This is a genomic window from Haloferax mucosum ATCC BAA-1512 (assembly GCF_000337815.1).
Lineage (GTDB): Archaea > Halobacteriota > Halobacteria > Halobacteriales > Haloferacaceae > Haloferax > Haloferax mucosum.
The window spans coordinates 327453-344117 of the sequence record NZ_AOLN01000011.1 but is presented as its reverse complement, the minus strand read 5'-3'; the positions used below and the strand labels follow the sequence as shown (position 1 = coordinate 344117).

General features: G+C 63.2%; 21 protein-coding genes. 12 read left to right on the top strand and 9 right to left on the bottom strand.

The window, feature by feature from the left end; all coding sequences use genetic code 11:
• Positions 1–100 precede the first annotated feature (100 nt).
• Entirely contained in the window at positions 101–1072 is a 972-nt protein-coding gene (locus C440_RS08565) for a prohibitin family protein (RefSeq protein ID WP_049915552.1), read from the top strand.
• Positions 1072–1416: a hypothetical protein gene (locus C440_RS08560; protein WP_008319983.1), complete on the top strand. Its 345-nt coding sequence runs from the start codon at positions 1072–1074 to the stop codon at positions 1414–1416. Before C440_RS08565 ends, C440_RS08560 begins: the two co-directional genes overlap by 1 nt.
• A gap of 27 nt (positions 1417–1443) precedes the next feature.
• Here C440_RS08560 and C440_RS08555 read toward each other — a convergent pair whose 3' ends face one another.
• Entirely contained in the window at positions 1444–2328 is an 885-nt protein-coding gene (locus tag C440_RS08555; protein WP_008319982.1) for a PhzF family phenazine biosynthesis protein, read from the bottom strand.
• Positions 2329–2411: 83 nt separating this feature from the next.
• Entirely contained in the window at positions 2412–3341 is a 930-nt protein-coding gene (gene rnz, locus C440_RS08550) for a ribonuclease Z (protein WP_193788399.1), read from the bottom strand.
• A 131-nt stretch (positions 3342–3472) separates the two neighbouring features.
• Here rnz and C440_RS08545 point away from each other — a divergent pair, with 131 nt between their 5' ends.
• Genes C440_RS08545 through C440_RS18055 form a run of 3 tightly spaced genes read left to right on the top strand, consistent with a single transcriptional unit; the run spans position 3473 to position 5567 of the window.
• Positions 3473–4498, top strand: coding sequence for an AAA family ATPase (locus tag C440_RS08545; RefSeq protein ID WP_008319980.1), 1026 nt, complete (start codon positions 3473–3475; stop codon positions 4496–4498).
• Positions 4499–5104, top strand: coding sequence for a protein sorting system archaetidylserine decarboxylase (locus C440_RS08540; RefSeq protein ID WP_008319979.1), 606 nt, complete (start codon positions 4499–4501; stop codon positions 5102–5104).
• 55 nt (positions 5105–5159) lie between these two features.
• Positions 5160–5567 (top strand): hypothetical protein, encoded by a 408-nt coding sequence (locus C440_RS18055; protein WP_241432021.1) that lies wholly within the window; start codon positions 5160–5162, stop codon positions 5565–5567.
• 16 nt (positions 5568–5583) lie between these two features.
• Here the strand turns inward: C440_RS18055 and C440_RS17745 are convergent, their stop codons facing one another.
• Together C440_RS17745 and C440_RS08530 are read right to left on the bottom strand one after the other, a co-directional pair.
• Positions 5584–5754, bottom strand: coding sequence for a hypothetical protein (locus C440_RS17745; RefSeq protein WP_169317789.1), 171 nt, complete (start codon positions 5752–5754; stop codon positions 5584–5586).
• A gap of 80 nt (positions 5755–5834) precedes the next feature.
• Positions 5835–6797: a TIGR01177 family methyltransferase gene (locus C440_RS08530; protein WP_008319977.1), complete on the bottom strand. Its 963-nt coding sequence runs from the start codon at positions 6795–6797 to the stop codon at positions 5835–5837.
• 232 nt (positions 6798–7029) lie between these two features.
• Between C440_RS08530 and C440_RS08525 the strand changes: the two genes are divergently transcribed.
• The 4 genes from C440_RS08525 to C440_RS08510 all read left to right on the top strand — a co-directional run bounded on the left by C440_RS08525 (position 7030) and on the right by C440_RS08510 (position 9519).
• A complete protein-coding gene (locus C440_RS08525) occupies positions 7030–7341 on the top strand; it encodes a DUF5658 family protein (protein ID WP_008319976.1) in 312 nt (103 codons plus the stop codon).
• Positions 7342–7399: 58 nt separating this feature from the next.
• A complete protein-coding gene (locus C440_RS08520) occupies positions 7400–7969 on the top strand; it encodes a TATA-box-binding protein (RefSeq protein ID WP_008319975.1) in 570 nt (189 codons plus the stop codon).
• Between the two features lie 126 nt (positions 7970–8095).
• Entirely contained in the window at positions 8096–8476 is a 381-nt protein-coding gene (locus C440_RS08515) for a DUF7473 family protein (protein WP_008319974.1), read from the top strand.
• A 98-nt stretch (positions 8477–8574) separates the two neighbouring features.
• A complete protein-coding gene (locus C440_RS08510; protein WP_008319973.1) occupies positions 8575–9519 on the top strand; it encodes a CPBP family intramembrane glutamic endopeptidase in 945 nt (314 codons plus the stop codon).
• A 27-nt stretch (positions 9520–9546) separates the two neighbouring features.
• On the opposite strand, the gene hisG is transcribed toward C440_RS08510, so the two are convergent.
• Positions 9547–10392, bottom strand: coding sequence for an ATP phosphoribosyltransferase (gene hisG / locus C440_RS08505; protein WP_008319968.1), 846 nt, complete (start codon positions 10390–10392; stop codon positions 9547–9549).
• Between the two features lie 78 nt (positions 10393–10470).
• Between hisG and C440_RS08500 the strand changes: the two genes are divergently transcribed.
• Positions 10471–11550: a hypothetical protein gene (locus tag C440_RS08500; RefSeq protein ID WP_008319967.1), complete on the top strand. Its 1080-nt coding sequence runs from the start codon at positions 10471–10473 to the stop codon at positions 11548–11550.
• Positions 11551–11700: 150 nt separating this feature from the next.
• Here C440_RS08500 and C440_RS08495 read toward each other — a convergent pair whose 3' ends face one another.
• Together C440_RS08495 and C440_RS08490 are read right to left on the bottom strand one after the other, a co-directional pair.
• Positions 11701–12213 (bottom strand): winged helix-turn-helix transcriptional regulator, encoded by a 513-nt coding sequence (locus tag C440_RS08495; RefSeq protein WP_008319966.1) that lies wholly within the window; start codon positions 12211–12213, stop codon positions 11701–11703.
• Entirely contained in the window at positions 12210–12557 is a 348-nt protein-coding gene (locus tag C440_RS08490) for a DUF7471 family protein (RefSeq protein ID WP_008319965.1), read from the bottom strand. Before C440_RS08490 ends, C440_RS08495 begins: the two co-directional genes overlap by 4 nt.
• 159 nt (positions 12558–12716) lie before the next feature.
• On the opposite strand from C440_RS08490, the gene C440_RS08485 reads away from it, so the two are divergent.
• Complete coding sequence (locus C440_RS08485) at positions 12717–14009, top strand: amidohydrolase (RefSeq protein WP_008319964.1); 1293 nt, start codon at positions 12717–12719, stop codon at positions 14007–14009.
• A gap of 22 nt (positions 14010–14031) precedes the next feature.
• Here the strand turns inward: C440_RS08485 and C440_RS08480 are convergent, their stop codons facing one another.
• Positions 14032–14343, bottom strand: a complete 312-nt coding sequence (locus C440_RS08480) for a helix-turn-helix domain-containing protein (RefSeq protein WP_008319962.1) — start codon at positions 14341–14343, stop codon at positions 14032–14034.
• Between the two features lie 98 nt (positions 14344–14441).
• Here C440_RS08480 and C440_RS08475 point away from each other — a divergent pair, with 98 nt between their 5' ends.
• Positions 14442–15728, top strand: coding sequence for an adenosylhomocysteinase (locus tag C440_RS08475; RefSeq protein ID WP_008319960.1), 1287 nt, complete (start codon positions 14442–14444; stop codon positions 15726–15728).
• Positions 15729–15935: 207 nt separating this feature from the next.
• Here C440_RS08475 and C440_RS18235 read toward each other — a convergent pair whose 3' ends face one another.
• Positions 15936–16634: a DUF3800 domain-containing protein gene (locus C440_RS18235; RefSeq protein ID WP_161605922.1), complete on the bottom strand. Its 699-nt coding sequence runs from the start codon at positions 16632–16634 to the stop codon at positions 15936–15938.
• Positions 16635–16665: the final 31 nt, after the last annotated feature.

The window sequence follows — 16665 nt, the reverse complement described above, 5'->3', positions numbered from 1 at the left end:
GAACAGTGAGTTTGCCGACGAAAGTACACCGCACCGCGGAACTGCGCTACGACTGGACTGACACGAAACAAACAAGTCATCTGTATCTGAAATCGGTACGATGAGCTCTGATACTCCCTCCCCGCCATCTATGACCCCGCGGTCACTGACGCGGATGGCTCTTATCGGTGTCGTTGCCCTCCTCCTTATCGCCGCTCCCATCGCTGGCCTCCTCGCGTGGGAACCAGTCGAAGAAGGGAACGTGAAGGTCGTAAAGAAGTGGGGCGCGACGACGGACACCGTCTTCCAGCCCGGTGCGCACCTGATTAACCCCGTCTCGCAGTCCACCGTCTCGCTGTCGGTTCGCCCGCAGTCGTACACCATGTCCGGAAAGAGCACTGAGGGTGCTCAGCAGGGTGACGACGCGATTACCGTTCTCACACAGGACGGTCTCCGAACCGATATCGACGTGACCGTCAGATACCGCGTCGATTCCGGTCAGGCCGTCAAGTTCTACCGCAACTACCGGACGCTCGACAGCGCCGAAGAACGCCTGATTCGGCCGTCGATTCGCTCCGTGCTCCGGACCGAGGCCGGCCGCCTCCCGGTCACGGTTATCTACACCGGCGAGGGTCAGACGCAACTGAAAGCCGCCGCCGAAAAGGAACTCTCCAAGGAATTCGCAAAGGCCGGTCTCATCCTCGAAGCCGTCCAGGTTCGGAACGTCGAACTCCCCTCGGAGTACGCACAGGCGGTCGAAAAGAAGGAAATCACGGAACAGCGCCGCCAACAGAAGCAAGACGAACTCGCAGTCGAGGAACTCGAAGCGGAGCGCAAACGCATCGAGGCACAGGGACAGGCCGACGCCAACCGAATCCTCGCCGAGTCGCTCTCTGACGAAGTGCTCGCCCAGAAGTACATCGAGAAACTCGACGAGACCGACACGGTGTACATCCCGGTCGGCGAAAGCGGCTACCCGAAGTTCGTCCGCTCACTCGACAGTGACGGGTCGGCTTCGACCGCCTCGTCGGCATCCGATTCGAGTTCGGACTCGCCTCCGACAAACAGCACGAGAAACGCGACGTCAGCCTGATGCGATTTCGCCGGGAACTCGCGGTCGTGGTCGCGCTGTTCGTCCTCGTCGGCGCACTCGCACGAACTAGCGCGGGACGATTCGTCCTCCCGCTCGTCAGTGTAGCCGTCGTCGCCGCACTCGTCATCCTCCTGTTCCGGACGCCGGCGTACTCGCGGACGACGTTCGGCCCGCGAACGCGAATCCTCGAATCGACGCCGAACACGACGGACACCGCCTGCGTCGAGTGTGGGTCTCCCGCGACGACGCTCCGACGATACGTCCGCGAATGGGTCGTCCTCGGCGTTCCCGTCGTCCTCCTCGACGACGGTGAAAACCCGGTTTGCGACGACCACCGCGACTGAGACGCTCAACTCCCACCCCCCGTTTTCTTAGACCAACTTTCCTTCTGCGACGAACTCGACGCGACCACCGACACGAACAGTGACCTCACCGGCATCGCCAGCCTCGTCGCTGGCTTCGAGGTGGAGATGCGAGGGGCGGCCCATCTCGTACCCCTGTTCGACCGTCACCTCGATACTCGACGTTCCGAAGTACTCGTGCCGAGCGAGGTAGCCCGCGAGACAGCCGTTTGCGCTTCCGGTTGCGGGGTCTTCGGCGACGCCGTAACCGGGTGCGAACATCCGCGCCGCGAGGTCGTTCACGTCGTCGCGCGGGTCCGGGCAGAATGGCAGGAGATTCTCCGGGCCGCCATCGTCGAGGAATGCACGGTACGCGGGCAGGTCGACTTCGCTCCGACCGAGTGCGTCGCGGTCGCGGAGGGGAATCATCAGTGCCGGGAGCCCGGTCGAAACTGCCTGCACGGGCCAGTCGGTGTCGAGGTCGTCAACGTCGAGCGAAAGAACGTCTGCCAGCGTCTCGTGGGCGAACTCGTCGCCGAATTCGGGTGCGTTCTGGGTCATCCAGTACACCTCGTCGTCGCCCTCCTTGCGCACTTCGACTGGTATCTTCCCGACACCGAGGTTCAGTGTGATTTCGTCTCCGGCGTCAAAGTGCGTTCGGAGAGTGGCGGCGGTCCCGAGTGTCGGGTGCCCGGCGAACGGAATTTCACCCGCAGGTGTGAAGATACGAACGTCGAACCCCGCTTCCGGGTTTCCGCCTTCGATGAAGGTCGTCTCGGAGTAGTTCATCTCCTTTGCGAGCGCCGCCATCTGGTCGTCAGAGAGCGTGTCGGCGTCTTCGAAGACGGCCAGTTGGTTCCCGGCGTACTTCTCGGTCGCGAACACGTCGAGGATGTGAAAGTTATTCGTTGGCATACAAGTTCTGCACTCGGAAGCCTAAAAAGCGTACTGCGCCCAAATCGGTTTCTGCGGGCTACTCGTCCGCGTCGTTCTGCGGACTACTCGCCGTCGCTGTCGGGATACGGAATCTCGACTTTTTGGCCGTCTTCGGCGACGAACACGTCGCCGGTGTAGACCTCGCGGGCCTGTTCGAGAAGCGGGTCCGGATTCGCCGCATAGCGCGCCGAGATGTGGGTCAGCGCGAACCGTCGAACGTCGGCGTCGCGGGCGACTCGCGCGGCCTCGCGTGCGGTCGAGTGGGCGGTCTGTTTGGCTCTGTCGGCTTCCTCGTCGGTGAACGTCGCGTCGTGGACGAGCAAATCGGCGTCGCGGGCGACTTCGACCGTCGAATCGAGCGGGCGCGTGTCGCCGGTGTAGACGACTTTCCGACCCGAACGCGGGTCGCCGACGACCTGTTCGGACTCGACGACGGTGCCGTCTTCGAGTTCCACGTCCTCACCGGCGTGGAGGCGACCGAATGCGGGACCGACCGGAACGCCGAGTGATTCGGCCTTCTCGCGGTCGAATCTGCCGGGTCGGTCGTCTTCGACGAGCGCGTAGCCGATAGACGAGGTTCGGTGTTCGGTCTCGAACGCGCGAACTTCGTAGTCGTCGTCGCGGTAGGCGACGGTACCGGGCCGGACTTCGTGGACGGAGACGTGGAATCCGGGTTGGTAGCCACCGGCGTGGACCAGTGTTTCGAGGTGTTGTTTGCTCCCCGGCGGACCGTGAATGGCGAGCGCGTCGTCGCGCTCGTTGAAATCGAGGGTCTGAATCAGTCCGGGGATGCCGAGAATGTGGTCGCCGTGGAGGTGCGTGACGAAGAGGTGGCTGATGCCGAACCCCGTTCCGAACCGCATCATCTGGCGTTGAGTGCCCTCCCCGCAATCGAACAACAGGCGCTCGCCGTCGCGGTTCACGAGGAACGCGCTCGGCGCACGCGCCGTGGTGGGGACGGCCCCGCCGGTCCCGAGGAAGGTCGCGCGCATGGACATGCCCAACAATGATGGCGGCGGGACTAAACGTGCGTCGAATCCGCCGCGGACGCGGACGCGCTGGACGCTCCCGGAACCGCGACGGACCGACCGATTCTTACCCGACCGTCTGCTACGGCAGTCCAATGGACGCGCCGCTGTGGACCGAGACGCACGCGCCGACACTCGACGACCTCCCACAGCCGGAGGTCCGCGAACGCCTTCGACGCGCCGTGGACGAACCGATGAATCTCGTCGTGCAAGGCCCGCCGGGCGTCGGCAAGACCGCCGCTGTGCGCGCACTCGCACGGGAGGCCCACGCCGACCCCGAAAACGACCTCATCGAACTCAACGTCGCGGACTTCTTCAACCAGACGAAAAAGCAGATTCGACAGGACCCGCGCTTCGAGCAGTTCCTCGACGGCCGCAGTCGGATGGCGAAACGCGACATGATAAACCGCGTGCTCAAGGAATCCGCGAGCTACGCCCCGATGTCGGGTGAGTACAAGACGATCGTCCTCGACAACGCCGAGGCCATCCGCGAGGACTTCCAGCAGGCGCTTCGCCGCGTGATGGAACAACACCACCGGACGACGCAGTTCGTCATCACCACGCGTCAGCCGTCGAAGCTCATCCCGCCGATTCGCTCGCGGTGTTTCCCCGTCCCGATGCCCGCGCCGGACGACGACACGCTCGAATCGCTCCTCGCGGACATCCTTGACGCCGAAGACGTCGCGTACGACGACACCGGGCTTCAGTTCCTCGCTGACGCGTCGAACGGAAACGTTCGGAAAGCCGTCCTCTCAGCTCAGCGAACCGCAACCGAGGCCGACGGGGTGACTATGTCTACGGTTCACGCCGCCCTCGGCGACGTGGGCTTCGACGACGAGCTGAAGACGCTCCTCATCAACGCCCGCGACGGCGACATCAAAGACGCTCGCAAGACGCTGACGACGCTCCTCGACGACGAGGGCTACGAGGGCCAGGAACTCCTCCGTGATATCCTCCGCGTCGCCGACGCGACCCCCGAGCGATTCGCCGACGGCGAACTCGCCCGCCTACACGAACTCGCCGGTGGCGTCGATTTAGACCTCGTGACCGGTATCGACGACCGCCTGCACATCACCCACCTCCTCACGAGTTGGGGCGCGGACGTCCGCGGTGAGGCCTGAATGAACTTCGCTCCCGGCTACCGACGCTTCGCCCTTCCGGCGTTCCTCGGCGCGGCAGTCTCGGCGTTCGTCTTCCCGCCCGCAGGCGCAGTGTTCCTCGGCGTCGGCGCGTTCGTGCTTTGGTTCTTCCGCGACCCGGAACGCTCGCCGCCTGACGAACCGGGCGTTATCTCGCCCGCCGACGGACGCGTCTCGGTTATTCGCGTCGAAGACGGTCGCGTCCGCGTGGGCGTGTTCATGAACGTCACCGACGTGCACGTCAATCGCGCGCCCGTCTCGGGGACGGTCAACGACGTGACTCACCGTCCCGGCGCGCACAAACCGGCGTTTTCGAAGGATTCAGACCGGAACGAGCGCGTCGATATCACCGTCGATTCAGACGACGACACCTACGAACTCTCGCTCATTGCCGGCGCATTCGCCCGCCGGATTCACCCCTACGTCGCACCCGGCGACGAACTCGCCCGCGGCGACAAAATCGGACACATCGACTTCGGCTCTCGGGCGGACGTGTTGTTACCGCCCGAGTTCGGGTCGGAAGATGTCGTCGTCGAGAAAGGTGAGTCGGTGCGGGCGGGCGAGACAGTGTTGGCGCGGCGGGACTGAGGAACAAGACACCCAATTGACAACAACTTTCTACCGTGGCGGTGTCTGTTCTCGCATGTCCGCCACAGCTCATTCTTCGTCCCCAAATTGGTGGTACGGCGTCGCCTTGTTCCCCGTTTCGGTGCTTTTCGGAATACTCGAATTACTGTCTCGGCAGTCCCTTTCGAGAGCGCTTGTACACGACAGCCTGGGTGACTATTTCCTGTATTTCGTCATGTCCATCCTCTCGCAGTGGGGTGCGATTCTCTTCGGTCTCGTCGTGTTAGTCGCACTCGTTTTGGACATCCGCGGATTACGGAACAGCGAGGCACTGTGGCGACCCAACTGGGCGTGGGGACTCCTTGGGCTACCCAATCTCGCGGTCGGGGTGTACCCACCGATACTGGCCGCGTCCGTGCCGCTGTTGTCGTTCTACCTCTACCGGCGCGGGAAACAGGTCGGAACACCGAGTTTCGGGCCTTGAGACGGGCAAACGACCATCACACTACGCTCCCCTTGAGAAAGCCGTAGCCGAGCAAGACGACGAGCACTAACACGCCGAACGTCGCCTCCAAATCGACCTGAAAGCCGATTACGAGCAGGAGAACGAAGTTTGCCGCTAAGAGCAGGAGGGCGATATCCAGGCGTCTCCGGAGACTAGCGTCTGCCATGGCGCGATTTATTTACAGCCCTCTATTCATCATTGTCATCCATCTACCTACTTCGGCGGGACAGTCTCCGAAGAGACGAGTTAGGATTCTCGATGCAACAGATGCACGTACCGAACTAACGACCGGTGGACCCGTCGTTCGAACACCTGCTCGACTTCCCAGCCAGCGTCCTCGGCTTCCTCGGTCCACGACCGGTCGGCGACCATCACGCACCGACTCGAAACTCGCCCAACCTCGGCTAACGCCCCGCCGACCAACTCCGCTAACGAGTGGCGCGCAATTTTCGATTGCCGGCCGTACGGCGCGTCGAACACCACCCCGTCGATAGAATCGTCACAGAGCGGCAGTGCGGTCGCATCGCCGCGGACGACGTGGCCGTCGCCGACGTAGTGAGCGACGTTCACACGCGCTCCCGCGGCCATCTTCGATTGGGCATCGACGCCGACCACGTCGGCACCGACGAGACCCGCTTCGAGGAGGACGCCGCCGGTCCCGCACATCGGGTCGAGGATGCGCGCGCCGGGTTTCGCGCCGGCCATGTTGACGAAGGCGCGGGCATCGACGGGGGCCATGCTCCCCGGTTGGAAGAAGGGTCGGTCCGTGGGCTTTCGGTCGGCGAAGTCGCGGACGCCTTCGACGACTGTCCAGCCGACGAGACAGGCGTCTTCGGAGAAATAGACGCGGAGTTCGTGGTCCGGGTCGTCGAGGTCAACGTCGAATTCGCGGGCAACGAGTGCGGAACCGATGCGGCGCTCGGCGTCGGTCGTGCTTACGTCCGTCAGGCTTCGAACGTCGCGGGCGCGGACCGCGACGGTCCCCTCGCGGTCGATGGTCGCCGCTTCGACGACGGCGTGGGCGGCGTCGATAGTGGGGTCACAGTGCCCGACAAGTTCCACGACGCGGCGGGTGTACGCGAGATGTTTCGCGCGCTCCGTGTCCACGCCGCGGGCGGTGGCGAGGCCGGGCGCGACGACTGTCACGTCCGTCGCCGCCGACTCGGCCTCGCGGGCGGCGAACGCGTCTTCCTCGCCGGCGAGTTCCAATCCGTACACGCTCGGACCTGACGGGCCGCGAAAATGAGGGTATCGGTCGTCGGCAGGCGTCAGCGGGTAGTGGGGGCAGATGCAGGAACAGAAAGTAGAGAACCGGACCGCGGTCGAGTCCGGACTTCGTTTCGACGGCTGGTTTCGAACGGCGGCCGCTGGACGCTTGTTCACGAAACCCTGACCGTTCGCCGACGGCGAGATTTATATTGGATGGTCCGAATCCACCCGCATGGCCTCTCTCGACGCCATCCTCTGGAGTGCGGCGACGCTCGCATACGGTCTCGGCGACTACGTGACAACCGTGCTCGGTGTGCGGATGGCAGGCGTTCAGGAGGGTAATCCCATCGTTCGACTTATCTCCGGCGGCGACCCGGGCCCCGGTTCGTTCGCCGTCTTGAAAGTCGTCTCAGTGGCGCTGTTTTTCGCTACCTACTGGGTCCTCAAACCGACGCTCGCCCGACTCGCTGTTCCCGCGGCACTGACACTTCTCGGAGCGGTCGTCACCGCGCGGAACGTCCAGATTATTCGTCGCCGCGCGTAACGTGTCAGCCCACCGCACCAATCTTTTTAAATCTTAAATACGTGTTTTAAATCGTTACATGACCGGCCCCAAGGACACCATCACCATCGAGAACGTCGTCGCCTCCACGGGAATCGGCCAGGAACTTGACCTCCAGAGCGTGGCGATGGATTTAGAGGGTGCCGATTACGACCCCGAGCAGTTTCCCGGTCTCGTCTATCGGACGCAGGACCCGAAGTCCGCGGCGCTCATCTTTCGGTCCGGAAAAATCGTCTGTACGGGGGCGAAATCGACTGACGGCGTGCACGAGAGTCTAGAAATCGTCTTCGACAAGCTCCGCGAACTCCAGATTCCGGTCGATGACGACCCCGAGATAACCGTCCAAAACATCGTCACGAGCGCTGACCTCGGCGAGAATCTAAACCTCAACGCAATCGCTATCGGACTCGGTCTCGAACACATCGAGTACGAACCCGAACAGTTCCCGGGGTTGGTCTATCGGCTCGACGAACCGAGCGTGGTGGCGCTTCTTTTCGGGTCGGGGAAGCTCGTCATCACGGGTGGAAAAAAGCCGCAGGACGCCGAGGATGCGGTTGACGTCATCATGTCTCGCCTCTCGGACCTCGGGTTGTTGTCCGGCGCGCTCTAATCGGTCGCTGTTTTCCCAGTCGAGGTGTCGGTCGTGTCATCTCGCGGTGTGCTGGCCGGTGTACTCGCACTCGGACGCCGGCACCGAACCGACCGAACCTAAGTTCGTCGCGTTCGTGCCGCCGGTATGGACGCGCTCATCTTGCAGACGACCGCCTCCGGCGCGCCGGTCTCGGCCGTTGCCGGAACCTTCGCGCTGTTCGCGCTGTTTCTCTCTATCACCGCCCACATCGCCGCGCGAAACGTCCTTGGCGACGTCGAGGTGAAAAAAGCGTTCGCCGTCGGCCCGGTCCCGGCGGCCATCGCCGTCGTCTTCACCACGTTCGGTTGGAACTCGTTTCTCGCGCTCGGCCTCGCGCTCGCGCTCGATTTCGGATTCGTCAAATTCCTCTACGGCCGGTCGAACCGCCTCTCCGCGTACATCGTGGGGATTCACTTCGTCGTTTCGGTCCTCCTCGGGACCGTCCTCTTCGGTCTCCTCGTCATCCTGTCGAGCGCGCCGGTGTAACGCGTTCTGAACGCCTCTTTGGAACACTTCTCGAACGCCACCCCGAGCGCCGCCACGTCCCGCGTACTTTCTTCACCGAGGCCGTCGAACCGTCGGGCGTGTCCCCCCGCCGACTCGTCTGGAACGATACGGAGCGTCGCCCGACCGCTCCACTTCGGTTGCTCACCATGCCCATCGTCGTCGTGTTGGTCGTGTTGGCCCTCGCGTTCGGCGTCGTCGGACCGCTCGGGACCGTGCTCTCCGGTCGGCCAGTCGCTTCGGTCGTCACCAACGTCGTCTCCGCCGGCGCAACCGGCATCGCCGGTCTCGTCGTCGCCCGGTACATCGACAGACGAACGCTCTCTGACCTCGGATTCGGCATCGACCGCGACTGGATGCTCGACCTCGGGTTCGGACTCGCTCTCGGCGCGGTCCTGATGGGTGGTATCTTCCTCGTCGGACTCGCAACCGGCTGGTTTACCGTTGACAGCGTCGGATTCGGCGGTGCTCGACTCTCCGGTGTCGCGTCGCTGTTGGCACTTTTCGTCGTCGTCGGCATCTCCGAGGAACTGCTCGTTCGGGGCGTCGTGCTCACGGATATCTCCGAGGGACTTCGCTGGAAGTTCGACGTTCGAGTCGCGTCCACGGTCGCGCTGGTCGTCTCGGCGGCCGTCTTCGGCGTCATCCATCTCTCGAATCCGAATTCGAGTCTCGCCAGCACGCTCAGCATCACGCTCGCGGGCGTCATGCTCGGTCTCGGCTACGTGCTCTCGGGCGACCTCGCAATCCCGATTGGGCTTCACATCACGTGGAACTTCTTTCAGGGCGGCGTCTTCGGCTTCTCCGTCAGCGGTCTCAGCTTCGGCACGTCGGTCGTGGCGACGACCGAACGCGGGCCGGACGTCATCACTGGCGGCGCGTTCGGTCCCGAAGCGGGACTGCTCGGTGTCGGCGCGATTCTCGTCGGCACGGCGGCTATCGCGTGGTACGTCCGCGCTCGCTACGGCAACCTCCGATTCGACCCCGGCGTGACGGTGCCGGAACTCCGCTGGAAACGCGAGTGAGAAAAACGCGGTCGCTCGACAGTTTCGCTACTCGACTAACCGCTCGATTTCGGTGACGAGAATGCCGCTCGCACCGACGTTCTTGAGGTCGCTGACGACTTCGAACACGTCCTGTTCGTTCACGACGGCGTGGACGGCGACGGTTTCGTCGCCCGCGACGTCCATCACGGTCGGCCCGCCCAGCCCCGGAATGACTTCCTTTACCTCGTCGAGTTTGTCGCGCGGCGCGTTCATCATCAGGTAGCGCTTGTCCTCCGCGGACCGGACAGATTCGAGCGCCATGACGAGTTGGGCCACCTTCGGGTCGTCTACGACTTCGGGCCGGGCGAACAGCCGAACCGACGACGAGAGCACTTCGTCAACGATTGCGAGGCGATTCACCCGGAGCGTCGTTCCGGTCGAGGTGATGTCGATGATGGCGTCGGCCATCTCGACGTGTGGCGTCAGTTCCGTCGCGCCGGTAACCTCGACGACTTCGGCGTCGATTCCGTGTCTGTCGAAGTAGCTTCGGGCGATGTGCGGGAACTCGGTGGCGACGATTTTCCCTGACACGTCCTGTGGCGAGTCGATGTCGCCGTCTTCCGGGGCGGCGAGGACGAGTCGGCAGTTTCCGTACTCTAAATCGAGCAGTTCGGCGAGTCTGTGGCCCGACTCGCGGACTTGGTCGAGTCCCGTGATACCGACCTCGGCGGCTCCGTCGCGGACGTACTCGGGAATGTCGGCGGCGCGAGCGAAGAGCACGGTCACGTCGGGATCGACGGTCCCTGCGTAGAGTTTCCGCTCGGCACCGTTGTCAAGGTGGAGTCCCGCACGTTCCAGAAGCTCTATCGTCGGCTCGTGCAGGCGGCCCTTGTTGGGAACGGCGATTCGCATACCGTTCCGTCTCGTCCCGACGCTAATTGACTTTCGCAAGCCGGAATTATTTTTGACAGGTCACGTGTCCAGTTTTACATGGTTCCTGTTACGTTCGTCGGCGCGTTCGTCGCCGTGTCCCTCCTCGGGTCGGGGTGGTCGTGGCTGAGCGCCCGCCGACTCGAAAAACGAGACGGGTCGGTTCAGCGGCTTAGACGGCGGATTCGGAGTCTCTGGCTCTTTGCCGCGGCCCTCTTTGCAGTCGTCACCTTGCTGTTCGATGCAGACCGTGAACTGCTCAGCCTCGCCGGCCTTCCAACCGGTTGGCCGTGGCCGATTCTCGGATGGCTCTTCGTCGCGGTCGGTGCCGCGGCCGTCGCAACCGTTTCCTACCTCGGCGCGTTCCCGGTCGCAAAGCGCGTGCGCGGTGTCGAGATGAGCACGGGGACGGCCGCCGCGATAATGTTCCGATACCACCTCGTCGTCGCGGTTCTCGTCTTCTCCGTGGTGACGCTGTACCGGGCCGAAATCAGAAGTGGCGTCTCGCATGGCGTGTTTACGATTCTGGTACTCGGTACCGCAGGATACATCTTTTCGACGCCGCTCGTCGGTCTCTCGCAGACGACGACTGAACCGGACGCGGATGCACAACAGAGACTCGATAATCTTCAGTCGCGTGTCGGTCTCTCGGTCGTTCGAACCCGACTGCTCGACGGCAACGGCTATCGCTCGGACCACTTCGTTCGCGGCCCGGTCGGTCGGAAAACGCTCTTCGTGACCGACTCGTTTCTCGAACGCTATGACGACGACACGGTCGCCGCCGTGCTCGCCGTGCTCGCCGTCCAAGCGGAGCGAACGAACCGATTCACGTACGAGATGCAGTTGCTCTCGGCTACCGCCTTCGGCGGCCTCGCGCTCTCCGGACTCGCACCGACAAACAGCCTTCTCGTCTTCGCCAGCGTCGGCGTTTTGTCACTTGTGGTCGGAATCACGCTGAGTAAGCGACTCAAGCTTCGGGCCGACGACGCGGCGGCGGCGCGAGTCGGACACGACACGCTCGCGGATACGTTAGAGCCGATACGAGAGGAACTCGACCACAGTCGTGGGTCGGCCCTCTCGTTCGAACCGGATTACGACGCTCGAATCGACCGACTGCGACAGGCCACAACCGAAGGCTGAGGTGGCTCCGCCCGCGACCGGCGGGCTGTCTTAGCCTTCGGCGGGCTGTCTTAGCCTTCGGCGGGCTGTCTTAGCCTTCGGCGGGCTGTCTTAGCCTTCGGCGGGCTGTCTTAGCCTTCGGCGGGCTGTCTTAGCCTTCGGCGGGCTGTCTTAGCCTTCGACGAGCGCGTCGATGAGTCGGTCGAACCGGTCTACGAACCGCTCGGGAAGCGACGGTGACACTTCGTTGAGGAGCTTCGTCGTCCGCTCAGGGTGGGTGAGGACGAGCGTCACGCGGTTGTGAAGGTCGCGTTCTTTTTCCACGAGGTCGCGCTCGATGAGGTGGTCGAGGTGCCACTCCAGCGTGCTCCGGGCGACGCCGATTGCGTCGGCGACGTCGTCGGGGCGGGCATCGCCGTGTTCGAGGAGGTGTCCGAGAATGTCGCGGGCGGTCTCGCGTCGGACGAGTGCGAGCGCGCCGCGTTCCCAGTCGTCGAACTCCGGCGGGAAGTAGTGCGTCCGTCCGTAGAACTCGGTTCGGCGGACCGTCTCGTCGGAGAGCAGTCTGCGGACGTGGTGTTGTACCTGCCCGGGAGCGAGGTCGAGCGCGCGGACGAGCTCGTTGAAGTGGACTCCCGGATTGTGCTTGATGTGGTCGGCGACGCGGATTCGTGTCTCGCTCATGGTTCGTTTACCCCCGTTTCGCGCTCGATACGCCGGGCGTAGTAGATGGCCGCGAGGACGAGTCCGGCCATCACAAAGTCCAAGAGATGCTCGAAGACGTGGTGGTCGAAGTCCGTGAGGATACCACCGAAGGTGAGCGCCGAGACGGCGGCCCGTGAGGCGAACGCCAGAAGCGCCAGCGCGATGAGCAAGTGTGACCGCGTCCGTCGGCGGAAGAACACCGCCACACCCAGCCCGGCCAGCACCACCGACGAAATGCCCGCGAGGGCGACGACGACGGTTATCCACGGGCTTTCAGCTTGGACGTGCCCCGGAACGAGCGCGAGGTTCAACGGGGACTCCATATCCCCTCATAATTGGGGTCCATACCTAAGGACCTTTGCTCGTTCTCGATTTTCGGGAATCGGACTAGTATCGGTTGATTCGGCTTCGAAGCGGCGGGCGCGTTCGCACCGCGACCGCGAGACGGTGGATTGACGACACCCCCGGACCGAACGAGCGACATGGATACGCTCCGAATCGCAGGCGGACAAGTCCTTCGCCCCGACGCGACGATCGAGGATGCAGACGTGCTCATCGACCGCGACGCGGGAACGATTCTCGACATCGGCGCGGGCCTCGACGCCGATGCGGACGCGACGCTCGACGCCGAAGGCTGTCTGGTCACGCCCGGATTGGTCAACGCCCACTGTCACGTGGCGATGACGCTCCTCCGCGGCTACGCCGACGACAAACCGCTCGATACGTGGCTCCGCGAGGACATCTGGCCCGCAGAGGCCGCGCTCACACCCGAAGACGTGCGCGTCGGTGCCGAACTCGGACTCGTCGAGATGATCAAATCCGGCACCACGTCGTTCGCGGACATGTACTTCGACGTCCCCGAAATCGTCGATGCTGTCGAGAAATCGGGGCTTCGCGCCCGACTTGGCCACGGTTCTGTCACCATCGGCAAGGACGAAGCCGACGCGTGGGACGACATCGAAGAGAGCATCGAGGTCGCCCGCGAGTTCGACGGGGCCGCCGACGGTCGCATCCGAACGGCCGTGATGCCGCACTCGCTGACGACGGTCGGCGAGGAGTACCTCCGCGAGGCCGCCGTCGAAGCCCACGACTCCGACGTTCCGGTCCACTACCACGCCAACGAGACGTCCGACGAAGTCGGACCCATCGTCGACGACCGCGGCGAGCGACCGCTCGCGTACGCACAGGACCTCGGCATGCTCACGGAGCGCGACTTCCTCGCTCACGGCGTTCACGTTGACGACGAGGAGATTTCGCTTCTCGCCGACGCCGGAACGGGCGTCGTCCACTGCCCCGCGTCGAACATGAAACTCGCCTCCGGGATGGCACCCGTCCAGAAGATGCTCGACGCGGGCGTCACGGTCGGTCTCGGCACCGACGGAGCCGCCTCGAACAACGACCTCGACATGTTCGACGAGATGCGTGACGCCGCGATGCTCGGCAAACTCGCGGCCGACGACGCGAGCGCCGTCGCCGCCGAAGACGTGGTTCACATGGCGACCGCCGGGTCGGCGGCCGCTATCGACCTTCCGGGTGGCGCGCTCGAAGTCGGCGGCGTCGCCGACGTCGCCGTCATCGACCTCGACGCACCGCATCTCACGCCTGCGAACGACCTCGTGAGTCACCTCGCGTACGCCACCCGCGGCTCTGACGTCCGACACACCGTCTGCGACGGGCAGGTGCTGATGCGCGACCGCGAGGTCCTGACGCTCGACGAATCCGCCGCGATGGACCGCGCCAGCGACGCTATCGCCGCGCTCTGCGAACGCGTCTAACGCCCGAACCGACGGGTGTCTCTCACCCGGCTAACTCGATTCGAAGGCCGTCGTCCGTGACGCGGACTTCCATCCGTTCGAACGTCCGACAGTACTGCGAGACGTGTCGGCCGTCGCTGTGGTCAACCATAATCGACTTTTCGAGGAGCGCCGCCTCGTGAAGCCGTTTGACCTCCCTGTACGCCGTCGAAAGCGGCACGTCGGCGCGGGAACTCAACTCTTTGACCGTCAGCGGTTCGTCGGCCACACGCAACAAATCCGGGACCGCCGGTGCGCTCATCAGGGCGAACAGTTCCTGTTCGGCGACCGCTTCACCATCGTTTATGATGAGCATTTGGCTCGTGTGATAATCTCTGTGTTGACACTTGTAGATTCGGGCACGGTGAATCTCCCTTCGGTAGGGTTTTCGGACCCCTGTTCGAATCCACGGGTATGAGCGAACACTACGCTCCCGTCTCCGAGCACCTCGACGACGTTGAGGCCGCTCGAAAAGAGGGACGCCGCAAGATGGACTGGGCGCTCCAGCACATGCCCATCCTGCGAGAACTCCGCGAACAGTTCGAAGCCGACCAGCCGTTCGCCGGCGAGGTCATCGGCATGGCCATGCACGTCGAAGCGAAGACGGCAAATCTCGTCGAACTGCTCGCGCTCGGCGGCGCGGAAGTCGCGGTCACCGGGTGCAACCCGCTTTCGACCCACAACGACGTCTCCGCCGCGCTCGACGCGAACGACGACATCACCTCGTACGCCGTCCGCGGCGTCGATGACGACGGCTACTACGCGGCTATCGACGCGGTCGTCGCCCACGAACCGACCATCACGGTTGACGACGGCATGGACATGGTCTTTACCATCCACGAGGAGTACCCGGAACTCATCGAGACCATCGTCGGCGGGGCCGAAGAGACCACGACCGGTGTCCACCGTCTCCGCGCGATGGACGAAGACGGCGAACTCAAGTACCCCGTCTTCGCCGTCAACGACACGCCGATGAAGCGGCTCTTCGACAACATCCACGGCACGGGCGAATCCTCGCTCGCAACCATTGCCATGACGACGAACCTCTCGTACGCCGGGAAGAACGTCGTCGTCGGCGGCTACGGACACTGTGGCAAGGGCGTCGCAAAGAAGGCCGCGGGCCAGAACGCGAACGTCATCGTCACCGAGGTTGACCCCCGCCGCGCACTCGAAGCCCACATGGAGGGCTACGAGGTCATGCCGATGGAGGAAGCCGCGAAGGTCGGCGACGTGTTCATCACGACGACCGGCAACCGCGACGTCATCACCCGCGAGGACTTCGAGCAGATGAAAGACGGCGCGCTCCTCGCCAACGCCGGCCACTTCGACATCGAAATCGACCTCGACGCGCTTTCGGACCTTGCTGTCGATGAGTACGAGGCCCGAGACGGCGTCGAAGCCTACGAGATGGAAGACGGCCGCCGCCTCAACGTTCTCGCCGAGGGCCGCCTCGTCAACCTCGCGTCGCCCATCGCGCTCGGCCACCCGGTCGAGGTCATGGACCAGTCGTTCGGCGTGCAGGCCGTCGTCGTCCGCGAACTCGTCGAAAACGGCGACGCCTACGACGCCGGCGTCCACAACGTCCCCGACGAACTGGACCGCGAAGTCGCCGAAATCAAGCTCGAAGCCGAGGGCATCGAGTTCGACGCGATGACCGACGAACAGCGCGAATACATGGGTAGCTGGGCCCACGGGACGTAGCGCTTCCACGGTACTTCCCCGATTGAGTGGTTGTGACAACATTTATGTTATTGGTTGGGCTACACTCAACCGTGAGGACGGAAGGGAAGACGATGATCCCTCTGTGAAGGGGTATGAGACTTCCTAGCCCGTCCGACCAGTGGAAGGGAAGACGATGATCCCTCTGTGAAGGGGTATGAGACTTCCCAGCCCACTGAGTTTCTTAGTTTAACACTGAATCTCGGAGAGAAACCTTTCCGCACTCTGGCAGTTTCCGCTCTTATAGTTTGTTCGGAGGCTGTATGCCATCATATCTGAGACTTGTATCCCGGGTGTTTTGGCGCTGTCTCTCGTGTTAACTTCGATATCCGGAATCTCTAGTTGACCATGCTGTTGTAGTGCAGACGATACTCGTGAGGCGGGCGTATCCCACACTTCCGCGTCAGGAACTAAGCGTATTGTGTCGATACCGCTGAGGTCGATTCGTGCGCGATGGTGGAGCGGGTTGAGGATTTTTGCAAGTGCAAGCGTTTGTAGCGCTTGCGGAGCGTCAGGTCTCGGGAGATAATCAGCTAGCAATTCGGTTCCGACAGTCGGATTAAGATGGTGATACGTACAAGCGAACGGTCGTGCGTGATTCCACGTCGTTTCGTCATGGCCGACTGTCCCATCGCTGTAACTGTACTGTTCTAAGTTCCGCAAAAGCTCTCCAAGATGTTCGGTTGGTAGACTTGTCCCTTTGAGCTCATTAACCGTGCCACCGTATCCGTAACTGGTCGTAAGTGATTCGACTAACCGGCTCACCGCATTTTGGAACACGTTACCCGGTCGACTACTGGAAACACACCAACACCCTGCCACAACGTAATGGCTCCCCTGCGCGTACTGCCCGCTTTCGTCGACAAAAATGTACAGTGTCTCGCTCATCAGGACCAGTCTACCTACTGTGTCAGAATTT